This window comes from Streptomyces sp. NPDC005962 (assembly GCF_040629205.1).
Taxonomy (GTDB): Bacteria; Actinomycetota; Actinomycetes; order Streptomycetales; family Streptomycetaceae; genus Streptomyces.
Map to the genome: position 1 here is coordinate 42,302 of NZ_JBEXVE010000048.1, position 18,337 is coordinate 60,638.

Genomic DNA, 18,337 nt, shown 5'->3' on the forward strand with positions numbered 1-18,337 from the left:
TGCCCTCGGTATGCCTCTCGGTATGCCCGCACACCCCTGGCGCCGTGAAATTAGGGGGCTCTGTCAGAGGGTGTCAAGAGAGCGAACAGCGCCTTCCGACTGAACCGGCTTAGTCGCCACTTGTCGAATCCGTCGAATACCCAGGTCCGGCCGTACAGAGCCGCATTCGGTTGATCTCCACCGCGAAAACAGCCCTCGTATGATCCTCGTCGACGCTGTTGACTCTAAACCGGTTTAGCTCTTCACTGCTTGAGGAGCGCGATACCGCCCGCTTCCCCACCCGGCCAAGGGAGAGTCCGTCGATGCAGCGCCCCTCCGCCCGGCTCACCCGCCACGAACGCCCCGTCACCTGGCTGGGCGCCAACTTCTGGTCCCGGACCGGCGGCCCGCTCATGTGGCGGAGTTACGACGGCGAGGTGATCGACGCCGAGCTGCGGGTGCTGCGGGACCACGGGCTGACCATGACCCGCTCGTTCTTCTACTGGCCCGACTTCATGCCCGCCCCCGACCGGCTCGACGACGACATGTGCGCGCGCTTCGCCGACTTCCTCGACCGGCACCACGCCCTCGGCATGACCACCGTCCCCACCTTCCTGGTCGGCCACATGTCCGGCGAGAACTGGGACCCGTCCTGGCGCGGCGACCGCGACCTGTACGGCGACGTCTGGCTGGTCTCCCGGCAGGCGTGGTTCGCGCGCGAGACCGTGCGCCGCTTCGCCGCGCATCCGGCCGTCGCCGGGTGGCTGGTCTCCAACGAGATGCCGATCTACGGGCGCGAACCGGGCGGCTCCGCCCCGCCCGCCCCCCGCGAGACCGTCGCCGCCTGGGCCCAGCTCGTCGTGGACGCCGTCCGCGCCGGGGGCGGCGCCCAGCCCGTCTCGCTCGGCGACGGCGCCTGGGGGCTGGAGAACTCCGGCCACGACAACGGCTTCCGGCTCCGCGACACCGCCGAGCTGTGCGACTTCCTCGGCCCGCACGTCTACCGCATGGAGGACGACCCGGTGCGCCAGCACTACGCGGCGGCCTGGGTGTGCGAGCTGACCGGAACGTACCGACGGCCCGTGATCCTGGAGGAGTTCGGCGTCAGCTCCGACTTCGCCTCCGGCCCGGGCGCGGCCCGCTACTACCGGCAGACCCTGCACAACAGCCTGCTGGCCGGGGCCACCGGCTGGATCGCCTGGAACAACAGCGACTACGACGGACTCCGCGACCAGGAACCGTACCGCCACCACGCCTTCGAGATGCACTTCGGCCTGACGACCTCGGACGGCACCCCCAAACCCCAGCTCCTGGAACTCAAGGAATTCGCCCGGCTCCTGGACGAGGTCGACTTCCCCCACTGCCACCGCGCCCCCGCCGACACCGCCCTCCTCGTCTCCTCCTACCTCGACACGCCCTACCCCTTCACCCGCGCCGAGGACCGCGCCTACGTCCAGCAGACCTGCCGTCAGGCCTGGGTCTCCACCCGTCTCGCCGACACCCCGGCGGCGGTGGTGCGCGAGAGCGACGGCCCGCTGCCCCCGGGGGTACGGCTGTGGCTCGTCCCCTCCACCAAGCAGCTCCTCTCCCCCACCTGGTACGACCTGGAGCAGCGGGCCCGCGACGGCGCGACCGTCTACGTCTCGTACTCCCCCGGCGCCCACGACGAACAGCGCGGCCCCTGGTACGCCCACCTCGACGAACTCTTCGGCGTCCGCCACCAGCTGGACTACGGCCTGCTCGACCCCATCGAGGACGACGAGGTCGTCCTCACCCTCACCCGCCCCTTCGGCACCCTCCCCGAAGGCGCCCGCCTCACCTTCCGCACCGCGGGCGCCCGGGCCTTCCTCCCCGTCGAACCCGACGGCGCCGAAGTCCTCGCCGTCGACGGCCACGGCCGCCCGGCGCTGCTGCTGCGCCCGGTGGGCGAGGGCTCCGTCGTCTTCTGCACCTACCCCGTCGAGCACATGGCCGCGGTCACCCCGCGCGTCAACCCCGAGTCCACCGCCACCCTGTACGACGCCCTCGCCGCCCACGCCGGAGTCCACCGCCCGGTCACCGTGAACGACCCCCGCGTCGCGGTCGACCGCCTCGTCCACGACGACGGCAGCACCTTCGTCTGGCTGGTCAGCCAGGCCCCCGCCGAACTGACCGTCAAACCGACCGTCACCGGCGCCCGCCTCCTGACCCTCACCGGCGCCCCGGCCGACACCATCACCCTGCCCCCGTACGGGGTCCGGGTGCTGCGCCTGACCCTCTCCCCTCGCTGACCGGACGCGAGGCGTCATCGTCGCGGACCACGGCCGTGGTCCGCGCGCACGCGGGGTTGGTCCCGACACGGCCCCAGCCGGTGTGTGAGAGCCCGGGTGGTCCCCGCGCATGCGGGGGTCCGCTCTGCCTTGAGGTGGGGGCGAGGCGGGCTTCGTGCTGTTCTACGCTGCCCACATGATTCGCACGGTGGTGCTCGACGTCGGCGAGACCCTGATCCGGGACGACCGGGGCTGGGCGGCGTGGGCCGACTGGTTGGGGGTGTCGCGCCACACCCTCTCCGCGCTGGTCGGTGCGGTCGTGGCGCAGGGGCGCGACAACGCGGAGGCGCTGCGACTCGTCCGGCCCGGGATCGACATCGCCGCCGAGCGAGCCGCCATGGAGGTCGCGGGCGTCGGCGAGCAGCTGAGCGAATCCGACCTCTACCCGGATGTACGTCCCGCCCTCACCGCTCTTCGCGAGACCGGTGTACGCGTCATCGTCGCGGGCAACCAGACCGCGCGCATCGGGGAGTTGCTGAGGGACCTCGCACTGCCGGTCGACGCGATCGCCGCCTCGGGAGAGTGGGGCGTGGCCAAGCCGGACCCCGCCTTCTTCGTGCGCGTACTGGAGCTGGCGGGAACAGCTCCCGGTGAGACCGTCTACGTGGGCGATCACCCCGCGAACGATACGGGCCCGGCGAAGGCCGCAGGTCTGCGCACCGCGCATCTGCGCCGTGGGCCCTGGGGGCACCTCTGGTCGGGTACCGCCGAGGTGGCTGCCGCTGACTGGCAGGTCGACTCGTTGCACGACCTCGCGCAAATCGCCGCAAGCTGAGGCGAAGCGCCCGCCCGGGTACCTCCGGGGGCACCTTCAACACCGAGGGCGGGCAGAAGGGCCCTCGGTGTGCGGTGGGTGAGTCCCGCCGGGGCGCGGGCCGGTAGGGGTTCCTGAGGGCGCTACCGGCTGCCCTTGGGGGTCGCGGTGAAGGCTACGGGGAGGGCGGAGAGGCCTCGGACCCACGGGGAGGGGCGCCAGAGCAGGGCGTTGTCCGGGGCGGCGAGGCGGACGTCCGGCAGCCGGTCGAGGAGGACCTCCACGGCGGTCTTGGCGATCGTCTCGGCGATCTCCTGGGCCGGGTGGGGGCAGCGGTGTTCGCCGTGACCGAAGGAGAGGAAGGAGCTGTTGCCCTCGGTGAAGGCGTGGGTGTCCGGGCGGACCCTGGGGTCGGTGTTCGCGCCGTGGAAGCCGAGGATCAGCAGGTCGCCCTTGCGGATGTGCTTGGCCGCGAGGCTGGTGTCGCGGGTGGCCCAGCGGGCGGCGAGGTTGGCGACAGGGGTGTCCTCCCACAGCACCTCGTTCATGGCCTGCCCGACACTGTGGCGGCCGCCGGAGAGGGAGAGCGCGAACCGTTCGTCGGTGAGCAGCAGCCGCAGGGTGTTGCCGATCCAGTCGGCCGTCGGCTGGTGACCCGCCGTCATGATGACGATGAAGTCCTGGACGATCAGTTCGTCGGAGTAGCCCCGGTACGAGGCGACCAGCCGGGAGGCCACGTCGGGGGCGGGCGCGGCCCGCTTCGCCGATGCCAGCTGACGCATCACCATGTAGACGTACTGGTACGCCTCGAAGGCGTTCTCCTTGCCGTCGATCGCGTCGTTCATCGCCTGGACGAGGGCCGGGCCCTCGGCGTCGGGGATGCCGTAGATGTGGGCGAGGACCAGTTCCGGCAGCAACCGGGCGTAGTCGGCGATCAGTTCGGCCTCGCCCTGGTGGCAGAACTCGTCGACCAGCCGGTCGGCGATGTGCTCGGCCTGGCGGCGCAGTTCGTACGGGTCGACGTCCTCCAGGGCTTCCCCGATGGCCTCGGCGCGGCGCCGGTGGTCCTCGCCGGTCGCGTACACCACGGACGTCTGGTCGCGGCTGATCATGGGGGCCAGGGGCCAGTTCTCGGGCACGTTGTCCCACTGGTTCCACTGGTTCGCGTCCCGGGTGAACAGCTCGGCGTCGCTGGTGACCTGGTGCAGTTCGCGGTATCCGAGCACCAGCCAGCCGGGGAGGTTCCCGTCGAGCAGCACCGGGGCCACCGGCCCGTGCTCGCTCCGCATCTCCCCGTACACCCCGAAGGGGTTGGTCTGGAAGCCGGGCCCGCTCAGCGACCGGGCGCCCTGGTGGGCGGGGCATCCCGGCGGTGGTGTGGCGGAGGTGGCCACGGCGTTCGCGGACGGCTGTTCGGGGCTGGCTGTCATCGATCAAGTCCTTGTGCACGCGTGGACGTAAGGGACGTAAGCCAGGCCAGAATAGATCGTATAGTCGGTCATGTGCCGGGCAACCGCGTTCACTCCCACCGCGCCCGCCGTGCGGAAACGGCGAAGCCCCGGCGCGAGTCGAAACGCGCCGGGGCTCGGGACGTCAGTGAGGCGGATCGGGCAGTTGGGTGAACGCGCACGTCCCGATCGGCCGAGTGTTGGGGCAGCGGCCCTCCCACACCTCTTGCGACCGGGTCAGCACGGTGACGAACACCGGGCCGCCTTGGACATCGTCGGTGTTGGATGCCAGCGTGGCTTCGAGAACGTCGCGGGGACCGCCCACGGCCACCCACCCGCCAACAGGGGTGCCCGGATTCGTCGACTCGTCGACCGACAGGACATAGACCTGACCGTTACACACCGTCGAGATGTACTTCGCGCCCACTCCGCCTGTGATGACACCTTCATTACCCGCGGAGTCGACGTCGGTACAGGCATTCGACTTCTCGTGCTCATCGTGCCCGCCGCGCCCGGTGTGGGCGGACTGCGTCGTCTTCTCGGGCTCGGGCTGCGGCTCGGTCGCCGCCGCGCTGGTGCCGATGGCCGTCGCGAGGGCCGCGACGGTCATGGCTATGGCAAGCTTTCGCTTCTGCCTCATTCGATTCGCTCCTCTATGGAGAAAGCGGTTCGTAACCTGGCAAAAGAGGTTTACCCGGATAATCCCGATTTCGGTCGGACGGACCCACGTTTTCACTCAACTGGGCGCGCCAGCCAGTCGTCCGCGTACTTCTGGTACGTCCCGTCATGCGTCGCCAGGTGCACCCACTGGTCGACGTACTCCTTGAACTGCGCGTCGGCGCGGGGCAGCGCGTAGGCCTTCTCCGAGAACGAGAACGGCTTGTCCGGGTGGACCGCGCACAGCTCGGGGTGGATCTTCGACTGGTAACGCGTCTCGCTCGCGTCCGTCATCATCACATCGGCGCGGCCGTCGATGATCTCGTCGAAGATCGTGGTGTTGTCGGGGTGGACGGTGAGCGTGGCCCGCTTGATGTGGGCGCGGGCGAACTGCTCGTTGGTGCCGCCCGGGTTGACCACCACGCGGACGCCGGGCTGGTCGATGTCGTCCAGCGTCCGGTACTTCTTCTCGTCCTCGCACCGCACGATCGGCGTCTTGCCGTCGGTGAGGTACGGCTCGCTGAAGGCCGCCTCGCGGGCCCGCTCCAGGGTCACCGACACCCCGCCCATGGCGATGTCGCAGCGCCCGGCGGCGAGGTCCTCGACCAGCTTCGCCCAGGTCGTGGCCACGAACTTCGGCTTGGCGTCGAGGCTCTCGGCCAGGTCGCCCGCCATCGCGATGTCGATGCCGGTGTAGGCGCCGGTGGTGGCATCGCGGTGGCTGAACGGCCGGTAGTCGCCCGTGGTGCACACGCGCAGCACGCCGCGCGCGGGCACCCGGTCCAGCAGCGAGCCGCGCCGCTGCGCGGCGGAACCGGTGGTGGAGTCCGCGCGCGTGGTGGACCCGGCCGCGGAGCCCGCGGCCGTGGTGGGCCCGGCCGCCGCGCCGTCGGCCAGGGCCGATCCCGCGGCGGTGGCGGCGAGCACGGCGGCGACGGTGGCGAGCGTGACGGCGCGTCTCATGGGGCACTCCTCGGCAGCGGCATGATCACAGCGCGCTCAGGGTGGCAGAAGACGCCGCGCTCGGGAACCCGTTGACCACCTGCCGGAAGCGGGGGAACCCGGCGAGCCGCCACAGGGTGCCTTGTCGATCAGGCCTTGTCGATCAGGCCGGATCGGCGAGCGGCGGCGCCGGGACCGAGCCGTCGTCGGTACCGCCCCGGGCCGGGGCCCTCAGAACCGCTCCGGGCCGGGGTCCTCCAGCGGCGGGCCGACCTCCGCGAGGCGGGCCAGCAGCTCGGCGGCGCGCTTGGCCACGGTGTCGCGGTCGCCCTCGGAGAGCGCCGAGCCCATCCCGCAGGCGACCGCCCCGGCGGCGATCCAGTCCGGTGCGTCCGCCACGGTCACCCCTCCGGTCGGCACCATGGCGGCCTGCGGCAAGGCGGCCCGTACGTCCTTGATCCAGCGCGGCCCGAACGCCGCGGCGGGGAACAGCTTCAGCGCGTCCGCGCCCAGCTCCATCGCGCGCACCGCCTCGGTGGGGGTGGAAATGCCGGGGAAGACCGGCAGGCCGTAGCGGTGGCCGGTGCGGATGACCTCGGGGTCCAGGCTCGGGGAGACGAGGAAGCGGGCGCCCGCGTCGACGGCCATCCGGGCGGACGCGCCGTCGAGCACCGTGCCCGCGCCGATCACCGCGTCGTCGCCGACCTCCCGGATCAGGGTGGTGACCGCCTCCAGCGCGAAGGGGGTGGTCAGCGAGATCTCCAGGCTGGTGATGCCTGCGGAGAGCAGAGTGTCCGCCGTAGCCGTGGCGTGGTCGTAGCTGTCGCTGCGGACGATGGCGAGGACGCGCTGCGCGAGCGCGGCCCGGGTGATCTCCCAGCGGTACACGGCAGTCGCCGCCTTTCCTCTCCTAGGGTCTGCTGCCTGATCGTGCCGCACCCCTGTGCCTCCGGGATATGCGGCGGGGTGAGCGGTGTGCGCTGTGCACTGGACGGTGTGCGGTGGATGGTGGCCGGTGTGCGGTGCCGTGAGGCGCTTGATGATCCTGGTTCTTCGGAACCGGACCCGGTCCGCCGCTAGCGGTGGACCCCGTCCCCGCCGCTGACGATCTCGGCGAGCGCCCGGTCCCGCGCGAACGCGGAAGGCAGCCCGTCCGTATCCGAGGCGGCCTGGACGACGAGCGCGGCGACACACGCGGCCTCGGCCAGCGCCCGCGGCTCGGACAGCCCGCGCAGCCGCGCCGACAGGTACCCGGCGGCGAAGCCGTCACCCGCGCCGATCGGGTCGACCACCGGCACCGCGTGCGGCGACTGCTGCCAGCGGCCGTCCGAGGTGATGACGGTGGCGGAGTGGTCGGCGCGCTTGATCACGACTTCCTGGGTGCCGCCCTCCAGCAGCTCCAGCGCGGCCTCGTCGGCGGACTGGGCGGTGAGCATCTCCAGCTCGTCCTCCCCCGCCAGGACGAGGTCCGCCTCGCGCAGCAACGGCCCCGCCGTCTGCGCCCACTGGTTGGCGCCGCCCAGCTTGCGCCGGACGTTGGGGTCGAACGACACCTTCGCCCCGGCCTCCCGGGCCAGCTCCACCAGACGGCGGCTGGCGGCCGCGGCCGTCGGCGAGAGCATCGGCGTGATCCCGGAGATGTGCAGCATCCGGGCGCCGTCCAGCGCGTCGGGGCCGATCTCGTCGGGGGTGAGGCGGGACGCGGCCGATCCCATGCGGTAGTACTGCACGTCGATCGCGCGGTGCGGATGACTGTCACGCAGCAACAGCCCGGTGGGCGCGTGCTCGTCGACGACGGCCTGCGAGACGTCCACCCCGTCGGCGCGCAGCTCGCGCAGCACCGCCTCGCCCGCCGGGTCGGCGCCGACCCGGCCGAGCCAGCGCACCGCGTGGCCGAGCCGGGCCAGCCCGGCGGCCACATTGGACTCGGCGCCCGCCACGGAGCGGCGGAAATGCACGGCCCGGTCGAGCGGGATTCCCGGCTCGGCGAGCAGCAGCAGCATCGCCTCGCCGCACGTGACCACTTCCGGACCGTTCGCCACCGCTGCCTCCCCGCACGTCCACGTCTACCCGGAACGGTATCGGCAACCACCGACAAACGGCGGGGTGGGGGGACGAGATCGTCCGTAAAGAGACCGAGATCATTCGCGGACCGGCGCGCGTGCACGGCACAACGGCCGCCGCCCGCACAGCGCAACGGCCGCTGCCCGGGCGGGGCGGCGGCCGTTGCGCATGGGGGGTGGCGGCTTCTCCGATGCGGCTCAGCAGTCGTAGTCCACCAGGTCGAACGACTCGTAGTGGTCCGAGGTGTAGTAGTCCTCTTCCGTCTTCTTGCCGGTGACGACGCGGCGCGCACCGCGGTCGTCGGAGCCGGGGGTGATGACGGTGTACTCGTGGTAGTAACCGGAGGACTGGGCCGGAAGGATGCCCTCGCGGTTCTGGAAGACCGTGCCGTCCTGCGGGAACGGGTACGGGCCACCCTCCTCGATCAGATCGAGGGTGTCATGGGCCTGGGACGGCAGCTTCGAATAACAGATGTCGCCGACGTCCGCGACGGCCCGTACCGATACGGCGGCCGAGGGTGCGGCCGGAGTGGCGGTGGCCGTGACGGCCGTCCCACCGACGAGGAGCGACGCGGTGAGGGCGCCGAGGGCGCCGATGCGGGAAATCCGTGGGGGGATTTTCATGCCTCATAGCATGACGCGCGTAGACAGTGGCATGTCAATGCCAAGTGACGGGAGTTTTCGCGGAGTTCACACGTGGCGGACGAAGCGCGAGGGGGCGAGACCAAACCGTTATTTTGCCCCTGAGGCAAGCTTTTTGCCTCAGAGGCGAAGGCCTCGCTATACCGGAAGCATGAACCCGCTCCCCGAAGGGGACCCTCCCGGACCGCCCGCGGAAGCGTCCGCCGAGCTGCCCAGCGTCGCTCCCCGCCTGCGCGACCTGCGGCGCGGCAGCGGGCTGACCCTGGAGACCGCGGCCCACCGCGTGGGGCTCTCGCCCGCGCATCTGTCCCGGCTGGAGACGGGCCGCCGTCAGCCGTCGCTGCCGATGCTGCTGGCCCTGGCCCGTACCTACGGAACCACGGTATCCGACCTCCTCGGCGAGGTGCCGCCGAGTCAGGACCCCATCGTGCGCGCCGACCGGATGGAGGCGCAGGAGGCGGGCGGCTGGACGTACCGGCAGGCCGGTGGCTCCGGCCGGGCCATGCAGGCGCTGCGGCTGCACGTACCGGAGGGCTCGGGCGGCCAGGACGACCTCGTACGCGTCCACGCGGGCGAGGAGTGGCTGTACGTCGTCAGCGGGCGGCTGCGGCTGGCCCTCGGCGACGCCGTCCATGTGCTCGGCCCCGGCGACGCGGCCCACTTCGACTCGCTCACCCCGCACCGCATCGCCGCCGCGTCCCCCGGCGGAACCGATCTGCTCTTCGTCCACACCCTGCTGCAGAGCGGGGCCGCCGAGCTGTGCCTCGGCGACGCCGTCCGCCGCGGAGGAAGGCCCGGAACGCCATGAACGACGCGACCCCCACCCCGGCCCCGAACCCCCACCCGGACCCGACCGCCCCGAAGGCGATGCGGGAGCAGGACCGGGCGCCGATCCCGGTCTCCGTCCGGGTCTTCATCTACGTCGTCGGCGTCCATGCCTTCGCCGGTTTCCTCTACATGCTCTTCTACCTGGGCGCGTCCAAGTAACTGATCCGGCGCGCGGCGCGCTGGAAGCGCGTACGCCGGGAATACGGCTCCGTGACCGCCCCGCCCGGGAAGGGAGCCCCCGATGGAGGACCGCGCGGCGTCGACCGCCCGCACGATGTGGACCCTGTTCGAACCCGTCCACGCCGTCGCCTACTTCGCCCCCGAGGCCCTGTCCGCGTACGAGGACGCGGGCCTGCGCGGCTTCTGGCGCGGCTACTTCGCCTGCCGGGCCGCGCCGCTGGGCCCGGTCGGGCCGGAGCCCGTCACCGCCGCCTTCTTCTCCTTCGCGCCCGCCATGGTCGCCCGCGCCCTGCCCGACGCATGGCAGCTGACCGCCCCCGAACGCGCCCTGGAGATACGCCGCGCGGGCACCGTGACCGCCCTGCGGCGGCTGCTCACCGGCCATGAGCGCGAGGCGGAACGCGCGGCCGAGGCCCTGGTCCCCCGGGCCGCCGGGCTCGACACCGCCGGGCGCGTCCTGGCCGCCGCCCACGCCTCGCTGGACTTCCCCGACCAGCCCCTGGACCGCCTGTGGCACGCCGCCACCCTGCTGCGCGAACACCGCGGCGACGGCCATGTCGCCGCCCTCGTCGCCGCCGGGCTCGACGGCTGCGAGGCCCTCGCCCTCCGCGCGGGCACCGACATCCCCCGCGCCGAACTCCAGCCCTACCGCGGCTGGACCGACCAGGAGTGGGAGGAGGCCCGCCTCCACCTCACCGAACGCGGCTTGCTCCTCCCCGACGGCACCGCGAGCCGCGACGGCCGCGAGCTGCTGCGCGCCGTCGAGTCGGCCACCGACCGCGCGGCGGAACGCCCCTGGCGCGCCCTGACCCCGGACTCCGTCCGGGACCTGACCACCCTCCTCACCCCCGTCTCCCGCGTCTGCGCCACCGCGCTCCGCTTCCCGAACCCGATCGGCGTGCCGGAGCCGGGCGGCGGGTGACGCGGAGACGCAGGTCATGCCCACCCCTGTCACACTTCGCCACCCTGTTCCGTCAGTGAGGTGTAACGAGTAGCGACGACATGAGGAGCACACCATGGAAGCCCGTCTGAACCTCTTCGGCAATCCGGTCGCGGCCAAGTTCCTCAAGGCGATCAACTCGGCCGGTCAGGCGTTCTCGGACTCGACGCTCCCGGCCGCGACGCAGGAGCTGGTCAAGCTCCGCGCCAGCCAGATCAACGGCTGCGGCTTCTGCACCGACATGCACACCAAGGAGGCCGTGCACGCCGGGGAGACCTCGGTGCGTCTCAACCTGGTCGCGGCCTGGCGGGAGGCCACGGTCTTCACCGACGCCGAGCGCGCCGCGCTGGAGCTGACGGAGCAGGGCACCCGCATCGCCGACGCGGCCGGTGGCGTCACGGACGAGGCCTGGGCGAACGCCGCCAAGCACTACGACGAGGACCAGCTCAGCGCCCTGGTGTCCCTCATCGCGCTCATCAACGCCTACAACCGCCTGAACGTCATCGTCCAGCAGCCCGCCGGGGAATACCGGGTCGGCCAGTTCGGATAGCCGGTCGGCAGTACGACGCCCCGGGTCCTCGCGAGGACCCGGGGCGTCGTTCACCCTCGCGGTTCCGGCCGCCGGGCGCGGCGCAGGGCCGCGATCTCGGCGAGCGGATCACGCGGCTCCGGGAAGCCAGGTGCGCAGCCGGGGCACGCGTACGCGGTCCCGCCGCCCGCGCTGGCGCCGTGCTCCACCGCGACGACGACCGGCTCGTCGGTCGGCCGCTGACAGCGCGCACAGACCTGCGTTGTCACCGGGCACCCCCAGCCTGTACCAGCGCTCCGCGCAGCCGCACGGCGTCGGTGAGGTAACGGTCGGGGCCGATGGGGATACGCCAGTGGGTGCCCGGGCTGGTGGTCCGGTGCGCGGGCGGTACGCCGATGTAGCTGGCCGTCGTCGTGGAGAGTCCGAGTACGCGTACGTCCCGCACATACCACCCCTCGGCGGCCCCCGGCCGCACCAGCCAGTACAGCGGCCCGTACCGGTCCTGGATGACCGCGCCGGAGTCGGCGCCGAGCAGTTTCAGCGCCTGCTCCCCGACCGACTCGGACGCCCTGACGGCGTCCCACCACCGGCCTGCGGGTAAGACCGTGAGTTCGTGTCCGCTCGGCGGCGTCCATCGTTGGGCTCTCATCCTCACGTCGGACTCCCCTCGTCGCTCCTGCTCATGACGAGAGAACTGCGGGCGGCACCCCCCGGACGGACCTGCCACGGGACGCCGTGGCGGACTTTCCGCCGGATCGCGGACTTTCATGTCAGTGGCAACCGCTACGGTGAGTGTCACTGAGCACACCGGGGGTGTGAATGGAATCGCAGACGCCGTTCGCGCGCGAGTGCGCGGCACGCGGCTGGGGGCAGCCCGGCACGTTCCTTCGCGCGTTCGACGCGACCGCGGACCTGTTGGGTGAACACGTAGCGCTCACCGACCGTCAGGTCCGCCGCTGGCGCCGCCCTCATCCGCCACGGCCACGGCCACGGGCCTGGCGCGTGCTGCACGCCATGTTCGGCGTGAGCCCGCTGGATCTGGGCTTCCCCGGCCCGGAGCCCCGTGGGACTCTGGACGGACCACCCGGCCGTTATGAGGGGGTACACGTGGAACGTCGCGCCTTTGTCGCCGATTCGCTCGGCAGCGCCGCCGGGCTGGCGATGGGTCCCCGGGACACCGTTGGTACGCCACATGTCGTCGAACTCCGTGAAGGGTTACGCTCGCTCTTCGCCTTCGACAATGCCCATGGCGGAAACTCGATCCGCTCATTGGCGGTCCGGAATCTCCGCCGGGTCCGCCGCATTATCAACACCGGCACCTATCCGACGACGATCGGCCGTCAGCTCCAGCTCCTCGCCGGGGAGACGGCGGTGCACTGCGCCTGGTTGTTCTACGACGCCGAGGACCAGGAGACCGCGCGCCGCTACTGGGGCGAGGCTCTGGCCACCGCCGCCATACTCCATGACGACAACCTCGAAGCCATGGTGCTGGCGATGATGAGCTTGCAGGCCAGTTCCGAAGAGCGGCCTCGCGACGCCTACGAGTTGGCGCACGCCGCCCGTCAGCGGGCCACACCACTCGGCTCGCCGCATCTTCTCTCCGTCATCGCCTCCCGGGAGGCGCGGGCGCTGATGGTGATGCGCGACCACAGCGGAGCGCGGAAGCGGCTCGCCGAAGCCATGCGGCTGGTGGACCGGTCGGACCGCGGGCGCCCGGCTCCCGAGTGGACGGCCTTCCACGGCCACGCCGAGCTGAACTACTGGCAGGCCACCCTCTACTCCGCATCGGACCAGCACAATGCCGCCGTGCCCTTCCTGCGCGCCGCAATATCCCACGGGGACGGCACGTACAGCCGCAACCAAGCACTGGACCGGCTCGCCCTTGCCCGCACCCTCGTACAAGCCGGAGAGATTGACGAAGGCGCCGCAGAAGCGATGGACAGTCTCGAATATCTGGACGAGGTCGAATCGGGGCGCGTGACCCGCGAACTCCACGACATCCGCGCGCTGCTCGACCGAGCGGACGCGGTCAGCGCTCGGGACGCGACCGACCGACTGACCGAGTACATGCGAAGGTGAGGAGAAGCAGAATGGCCGGGGTGACCTACGAGGTACGCACGGGCAGCGAAGCCGAGTCGCGCCTCGACACGTTCCTTCCCGTGTACGAAGAGGTGTTCGCCGAGCCGCCGTACTGTGATGGCCCCAAGGAAGTCGCCGAATTCATCCGCGTCTTCCACCTCCAGGCCAAGCGGCCGGGCTTCCGGGCGGTCCTCGCCCGCGAGGGGACCGACGTCGTCGGATTCGGCTTCGGTTACCAGCTGCCCACGGACAGCCAGTGGTGGAGCGGGCTGCTGGAGCCCATGCCGGAAGACTTCACACGGGAGACGAACGAACGGACCTTCGCCCTCATCGACCTGGCGGTACGCAAACCGTGGCGCCGCCAGGGCATCGCGGCCGGACTGCACAGCCGCATCCTCGACGGGCTCCCCGTGGAGCGGGCCACTCTCACGATGCGACCGGACCCCGAAGCCGCGGCGGCACACGCGACGTATGCGGCGTGGGGGTACCGGCGCATCGGAGCGTCCCGGCCATGGGATGACGCGCCCCTGTACGACGCGATGGTCCTCGACCTGCGCTGAAGGGGTGCGACGGGTCCGACCAGGGGATCATGTGCGGCCCGTCGCATCACCCCCAAGGCGTACGGGAGTTGGACCGCTCGGCTGATGTTCCCGACGCACGTCGCCTGAATGATCGTTCCTGTCCGAACGCGCGACTGGAAGGAACGATTACGTGCGTAGACGAAGTCTCGCGCCCCTGTTGGCCGTCAGTGTCACGGCAATGCTGGCTCCCGCGCTCGCCACCTCGACGGCCACCGCCGCTCCGGCCACCACCCCGTCCGCCGCCAAGGGCGCGCTGGACCGGTATGTGGCGCAGGAGCCGCGGTGGAAGCGGTGCGAAGCCGACTCTCCCGCGGAGTTCGAGTGCGCCACGGTCAAGGCCCCGCTGGACTACCGGGTTCCCGGGGGCAAGCAGATCGACTTGGCCATATCCCGGCTCAAGAGCACCGCGCCCGACAAGCGGCACGGTGTCCTGTTCTCCAACCCCGGCGGCCCCGGAGGGCAGGGGCTCTACATGCCGCTGGGGATGCAGGAGAGGCTCCCCGAGTCCGCACGGCAGAAGTACGACCTCATCGGCTTCGACCCGCGCGGGGTGGGCAAGAGCAGCCCGGTTTCCTGCGATCTGGAGCCGGAGGAGGAGGAGAAACCGCTGCGGCCGTACAAGGAGGAGACGTTCGACAAGGACGTCGCCTGGGCACGCGGCGTCGCGAACAAGTGCGAGGAGAAGGCGGGCGACACGCTCCCGCACATCACCACGCGCAACACCGCACGCGACATGGATCTGATCCGGGCGATCCTCGGTGAGAAGAAGATCTCGTACGTGGGTTACTCGTACGGCACCTACCTGGGCGCCGTCTACACCCAGCTCTTCCCGGGCCGGGCCGACCGGTTCGTGCTGGACAGCGCGGTCGATCCGGCGCGTGCCTGGCGAGGGATGATGCAGTGGTGGGCGGAGGGCGCCGAGCCCGCGTTCGACCGGTGGACCGAGTGGGCCGCCGACCGTTCGGAGAAGTACGACCTCGGTGACACCCCGAAGGAGGTCGACCGGACCCTCTGGGACCTGGTCGCGCAGGCCGAGGAGAAGCCCATCGAGGTGGACGGGCAGCCGACCACCGGTGATGACATCCGCAGCGGTATGCGCGATGCCGTCTTCACCCCGGTGGACGCCACCGAGGCGATCGTGGAGCTGAAGAAGGCCGCGGCCGACCAGCCCGCCTCCACGAAGAAGCTCGCCCCGTTCGCCGAATCCGAGAGGACCGGGACGGCAGGCGCCCGTGCCGCCGAGGCGCCGTCCGACAACCAGACGGCGAGCTTCTGGGCCGTGGTGTGCGGCGACAACTCGGCCGCGTGGTCCCGCGATCCCGAGAGCTACCGGCGGGACGCCATCGAGGACAGGCGCCGTTACCCGCTCTACGGTGACTTCGCGTCCAACATCAAGCCGTGTGCGTTCTGGGATAAGTCCGTGGAACCGGCGACCAAGGTGAACAACAAGGTCGGCTCCCTGGTCGTCCAGAACGAGTGGGATTCGCAGACCCCCTTGCCCAGCGGTCAGGCCCTGCACGCCGACCTGAGGGGCTCGAAGATGGTCACCGTCCTCGGCGGCGAGGGCCATGGCGTCTACCCGAACGGCAACGCGTGCACGGACGGCACGGTCACCGACTACCTGCTCACCGGCAAGCTCCCGGCGAAGGACGTGACCTGCGAGGCGACGGCCGCCTCGAACGAGGAGGCGCGGAAGAACCAGAAGCGGGACGCGCTCCCCGGGTCTCCGCTCCCGGAGCGTGCCCCGGACCGTTTCTGAGCCCGGTCGCATGACCCAGTGCCGCATGCCCCGATGAAGAGGGGGCGGGACCTCCTGGCGGGGTCCCGCCCCCTCGCTGTTGAGCCAAGGCTCAGGTGACGGTGATGGCGCCGGTGAGGACGGCGAAGTGGCGAGTGGCTGGCCGCCGCTCAGCAGCAGGTGCCGGTCAAGCCCCATCAACCCGGCCAACGCCCTGCCCCCGCTGACCGCGTACTACGCCATGCGCGTGGGCACCCTGCCGCTGCTGCCCTACCACGCCCCCGGCGACAGCGGCCTGGAACCGCTCGCCGAGCGGACCGCCCGCACCCACCACGCGGTCCTCCTCGCCAACCACGGCCCCGTGGTCGCCGGTGCCACCCTGGAGCAGGCCGCCGACGCGATCGAGGAGCTAGAGGAGACGGCCAAGCTCCACCTCCTGCTGCGCGGCCACGCCACCCGCCCCCTCACCCCCGAACAGGCCGCCGCGCTCGCCCCCTGAGCCACCGCCGCGCGGGAGGCGTCAGCGGGGCACGTCCATGCGCTGCGTGCCGACGACCGACAGCAGCCGCAGCGCCTCCTCGGCCGAGGAACCGGGGGTCGCGGTGTAGATCACGACGCGCTGGTCCCGGTCGGTGATGTCGAGGGAGTCGCACGCGACGGTGACGGGGCCCACCATCGGGTGGTGGAAGGTCTTGCACAGGGTCGGCGCGGCGCATACGTCGTGGGAGGCCCACAGCCGGGCGAACTCCTCGCTGCCGTCGAGGAGTTCGGCGATCAGTTCGGCCACTTCGGGGTCGTCGGGGTAGCGGGCGGCGGTGGCGCGCAGGCCACGGGCCGTGGTGCGGGCGAACGCGTCCGCGTCGGAGACTCCGTACAGCCGCCGCCCCTGCGGGTGGGGGCCGAGGAAAGCACGGCGCACCAGGTTGCGGTCGCGCCGGGGCAGGGCGGAGAAGTCCGCCGGCTCACGGCGCACACCCCGCTGCGCCGCATGGCCGACCCCGAGGAGATCGCCGAAGCCACCGCCTGGCTGCTCAGCGACCGGTCCTCGTACGTGACGGGCGCGGTCCTCCCGGTCGACGGCGGCGTGCGGGCCTGACCCGCCGGGTCAGCCCTGCTGGGCGCGGCGGGCCTCGGTGATCGGGAGACGGTCGAAGACGGTCTGGATGTAGGTGATCTTGCCGTCCTCGATCGTCAGGTAGTCCGAGGCCCGCAGGTCCGCGACGAACGTGGTGTGGGTGGTGTAGACGATCACCGCGCTGGTCTCGTCACCGAGGACCTTGGTGATGGTCGCGCCGGTGAGCATGGGCAGGAAGCCCTCCAGGAACTTCCGGTACCCGGCCAGGCCCTCGATCCGGCCGGAGGGCGCGTCGCATACGACGTCGTCGGCGATGAGGCCGAGTGCCGTCTCGGTGTCCCCGCCCATCCACGCGCGGCCGAAGGTCTCGGCGATCGCGCGGGCGGAGGTGGCGGGGGTGCTGGTGGCGTTCATGGCGGTATCCCTTCGTGATGATCCCCGTGCCGGGGATCTGTCACTGGATGCTCGGCCCCGTATATGACACGTTGTGTCTTATACGGCAGGGACTTTTGGAGCCATGAGATCCGACCGGTTGCTCTCGATCATGCTGCTGCTGCAGACCCATGGGCAGCTTCCCGCCAACACGCTGGCCGAGCGCCTGGAGGTGTCCGTCCGCACGGTGATGCGGGATGTGGAGGCGCTGTCGGCGGCCGGTGTGCCCGTCTACACCGTGCGCGGTCCGCACGGCGGCATCGCCCTGCTGCCCGGCTTCCGCACCGATGTGACCGGGCTGACCGCCGACGAGTCCCGCGCTCTGTTCGTGCTGCTCTCCGACCGGGCCTACGCCGATCTGGGGCTCGGCCGGGCCATCGGTTCCGCGCTGCGCAAGGTCATGGCCGCGCTGCCCGCCCCGCACCGGCCGGACGCGGATCTGGCCAGCCGCCGCATCCTGATCGACCCGGTCCGCTGGCGCGGCGGGCCGTCGCGTCCGGCCACCGACGACCTCGGCGTACTGCAGCGCGCCGTCTTCACCGACCGGCGGCTGCGGCTGCGCTACCGGCACGGCGACGACGGCCGCGTCCGCTCCTACACCGCCGACCCGTACGGGCTGGTCCACAAGGCGGGCGTCTGGTACCTCGTCGCCGACCACCGAGGCGAGCCGCGGCTCTTCCGTGCCGACCGCGTGCTGTCCGCGGGCGTCCTCGACGAGCCCGTCCGGCGGCGTGACGGTCTGGAGCTGAGCGAGGTGTGGGACGTGCTGCGCCGGCGCATCGACGACATCCCCGCCCCGGTGCCGGTCACCGTCGCCGTCCGGCGGGAGATCCTGGGCCGGTTCCTCCGCGTCCACCAGGCCGATCTGGCCGGGCCGCACGTCCCGGCCGCCGCGCTCCCCGAGGAGGCCGGAGAGCGGGCGACCGTCGAGCTGCGGTTCCGCTCCCTGGGCGCGGCCCAGGCGCTCCTGGCCTTCGGCGCCGACGCGGAAGTCCTCGCACCCGACGAGCTGCGCCGCGCCCTGGCCCGCAGGGCGGCCGAGGCGGCCGCCCGCTACGCCGACGGAACCTAGGGCCTGTCGTTTGGATCAGGGCCGGGCTCGCGGGCCCTGGCACGCGCATCTGCGGCGTTGTCGTCACTCGCCGACGCTCCGCGTCGACT

At 71.6% G+C, this 18,337-nt stretch carries 20 protein-coding genes and 2 pseudogenes; 12 read left to right on the forward strand and 10 right to left on the reverse strand.

Going from position 1 to position 18,337, the window contains the following annotated elements; all coding sequences use genetic code 11:
* Positions 1 to 302 precede the first annotated feature (302 nt).
* The gene (locus tag ABZ370_RS42615; protein WP_358633503.1) at positions 303 to 2,249 is read left to right on the forward strand and encodes a cellulase family glycosylhydrolase; all 1,947 of its coding nucleotides are present in this window, start codon (positions 303 to 305) and stop codon (positions 2,247 to 2,249) included.
* Between the two features lie 175 nt (positions 2,250 to 2,424).
* Positions 2,425 to 3,063, forward strand: coding sequence for an HAD family hydrolase (locus ABZ370_RS42620; protein ID WP_358633506.1), 639 nt, complete (start codon positions 2,425 to 2,427; stop codon positions 3,061 to 3,063).
* 122 nt (positions 3,064 to 3,185) lie between these two features.
* Here the strand turns inward: ABZ370_RS42620 and ABZ370_RS42625 are convergent, their stop codons facing one another.
* The 6 genes from ABZ370_RS42625 to ABZ370_RS42650 form a co-directional block, all read right to left on the reverse strand.
* Positions 3,186 to 4,472: a cytochrome P450 gene (locus ABZ370_RS42625; RefSeq protein ID WP_358633509.1), complete on the reverse strand. Its 1,287-nt coding sequence runs from the start codon at positions 4,470 to 4,472 to the stop codon at positions 3,186 to 3,188.
* Between the two features lie 163 nt (positions 4,473 to 4,635).
* A complete protein-coding gene (locus ABZ370_RS42630) occupies positions 4,636 to 5,130 on the reverse strand; it encodes a hypothetical protein (protein WP_358633512.1) in 495 nt (164 codons plus the stop codon).
* 92 nt (positions 5,131 to 5,222) lie between these two features.
* Positions 5,223 to 6,110, reverse strand: a complete 888-nt coding sequence (locus ABZ370_RS42635; protein ID WP_358633515.1) for a transporter substrate-binding domain-containing protein — start codon at positions 6,108 to 6,110, stop codon at positions 5,223 to 5,225.
* 210 nt (positions 6,111 to 6,320) lie between these two features.
* Complete coding sequence (locus ABZ370_RS42640) at positions 6,321 to 6,977, reverse strand: bifunctional 4-hydroxy-2-oxoglutarate aldolase/2-dehydro-3-deoxy-phosphogluconate aldolase (RefSeq protein WP_358633518.1); 657 nt, start codon at positions 6,975 to 6,977, stop codon at positions 6,321 to 6,323.
* A 188-nt stretch (positions 6,978 to 7,165) separates the two neighbouring features.
* On the reverse strand, positions 7,166 to 8,131 hold the full coding sequence (locus ABZ370_RS42645) for a sugar kinase (RefSeq protein ID WP_358633521.1): 966 nt from the start codon (positions 8,129 to 8,131) through the stop codon (positions 7,166 to 7,168).
* A gap of 219 nt (positions 8,132 to 8,350) precedes the next feature.
* A complete protein-coding gene (locus ABZ370_RS42650; protein WP_358633523.1) occupies positions 8,351 to 8,776 on the reverse strand; it encodes a ribonuclease in 426 nt (141 codons plus the stop codon).
* 169 nt (positions 8,777 to 8,945) lie between these two features.
* Between ABZ370_RS42650 and ABZ370_RS42655 the strand changes: the two genes are divergently transcribed.
* The 4 genes from ABZ370_RS42655 (at position 8,946) to ABZ370_RS42670 (ending at position 11,292) form a co-directional block, all read left to right on the forward strand.
* Positions 8,946 to 9,602, forward strand: coding sequence for an XRE family transcriptional regulator (locus tag ABZ370_RS42655; protein ID WP_358633526.1), 657 nt, complete (start codon positions 8,946 to 8,948; stop codon positions 9,600 to 9,602).
* Positions 9,599 to 9,781 carry a DUF6126 family protein gene (locus ABZ370_RS42660; protein ID WP_358633529.1) on the forward strand — a complete coding sequence of 61 codons (183 nt, stop codon included), beginning with the start codon at positions 9,599 to 9,601 and terminating at the stop codon, positions 9,779 to 9,781. The genes ABZ370_RS42655 and ABZ370_RS42660 overlap by 4 nt, the downstream gene beginning before the upstream one ends.
* An 82-nt stretch (positions 9,782 to 9,863) precedes the next feature.
* On the forward strand, positions 9,864 to 10,724 hold the full coding sequence (locus ABZ370_RS42665; RefSeq protein WP_358633532.1) for a hypothetical protein: 861 nt from the start codon (positions 9,864 to 9,866) through the stop codon (positions 10,722 to 10,724).
* Between the two features lie 94 nt (positions 10,725 to 10,818).
* Complete coding sequence (locus ABZ370_RS42670) at positions 10,819 to 11,292, forward strand: carboxymuconolactone decarboxylase family protein (RefSeq protein WP_358633535.1); 474 nt, start codon at positions 10,819 to 10,821, stop codon at positions 11,290 to 11,292.
* 50 nt (positions 11,293 to 11,342) lie between these two features.
* Here ABZ370_RS42670 and ABZ370_RS42675 read toward each other — a convergent pair whose 3' ends face one another.
* Together ABZ370_RS42675 and ABZ370_RS42680 are read right to left on the reverse strand one after the other, a co-directional pair.
* Entirely contained in the window at positions 11,343 to 11,540 is a 198-nt protein-coding gene (locus ABZ370_RS42675) for a hypothetical protein (RefSeq protein ID WP_358633538.1), read from the reverse strand.
* A complete protein-coding gene (locus ABZ370_RS42680) occupies positions 11,537 to 11,920 on the reverse strand; it encodes a hypothetical protein (RefSeq protein WP_358633541.1) in 384 nt (127 codons plus the stop codon). Before ABZ370_RS42680 ends, ABZ370_RS42675 begins: the two co-directional genes overlap by 4 nt.
* Positions 11,921 to 12,090: 170 nt before the next feature.
* Between ABZ370_RS42680 and ABZ370_RS42685 the strand changes: the two genes are divergently transcribed.
* The 4 genes from ABZ370_RS42685 to ABZ370_RS42700 all read left to right on the forward strand — a co-directional run bounded on the left by ABZ370_RS42685 (position 12,091) and on the right by ABZ370_RS42700 (position 16,168).
* Positions 12,091 to 13,350: a hypothetical protein gene (locus ABZ370_RS42685; RefSeq protein ID WP_358633544.1), complete on the forward strand. Its 1,260-nt coding sequence runs from the start codon at positions 12,091 to 12,093 to the stop codon at positions 13,348 to 13,350.
* An 11-nt stretch (positions 13,351 to 13,361) separates the two neighbouring features.
* Positions 13,362 to 13,910: a GNAT family N-acetyltransferase gene (locus ABZ370_RS42690; protein ID WP_358633547.1), complete on the forward strand. Its 549-nt coding sequence runs from the start codon at positions 13,362 to 13,364 to the stop codon at positions 13,908 to 13,910.
* Positions 13,911 to 14,109: 199 nt separating this feature from the next.
* Positions 14,110 to 15,690: an alpha/beta hydrolase gene (locus ABZ370_RS42695; RefSeq protein ID WP_358633550.1), complete on the forward strand. Its 1,581-nt coding sequence runs from the start codon at positions 14,110 to 14,112 to the stop codon at positions 15,688 to 15,690.
* Positions 15,691 to 15,817: 127 nt separating this feature from the next.
* Positions 15,818 to 16,168 carry a class II aldolase/adducin family protein gene (locus ABZ370_RS42700; RefSeq protein WP_358633553.1) on the forward strand — a complete coding sequence of 117 codons (351 nt, stop codon included), beginning with the start codon at positions 15,818 to 15,820 and terminating at the stop codon, positions 16,166 to 16,168.
* A gap of 21 nt (positions 16,169 to 16,189) precedes the next feature.
* Here ABZ370_RS42700 and ABZ370_RS42705 read toward each other — a convergent pair.
* A pseudogene (locus ABZ370_RS42705) lies at positions 16,190 to 16,624 on the reverse strand (transcriptional regulator); the annotation flags it as partial.
* Here ABZ370_RS42705 and ABZ370_RS42710 point away from each other — a divergent pair.
* Positions 16,625 to 16,765 (forward strand): annotated as a pseudogene (locus tag ABZ370_RS42710) (SDR family oxidoreductase); the annotation flags it as partial. It lies immediately after the preceding pseudogene.
* Between the two features lie 9 nt (positions 16,766 to 16,774).
* On the opposite strand, the gene ABZ370_RS42715 reads toward ABZ370_RS42710, so the two are convergent.
* Positions 16,775 to 17,158, reverse strand: a complete 384-nt coding sequence (locus ABZ370_RS42715; protein ID WP_358633556.1) for a nuclear transport factor 2 family protein — start codon at positions 17,156 to 17,158, stop codon at positions 16,775 to 16,777.
* A 103-nt stretch (positions 17,159 to 17,261) separates the two neighbouring features.
* Between ABZ370_RS42715 and ABZ370_RS42720 the strand changes: the two genes are divergently transcribed.
* Positions 17,262 to 18,248, forward strand: coding sequence for a YafY family protein (locus ABZ370_RS42720; protein ID WP_358633559.1), 987 nt, complete (start codon positions 17,262 to 17,264; stop codon positions 18,246 to 18,248).
* Positions 18,249 to 18,337: the final 89 nt, after the last annotated feature.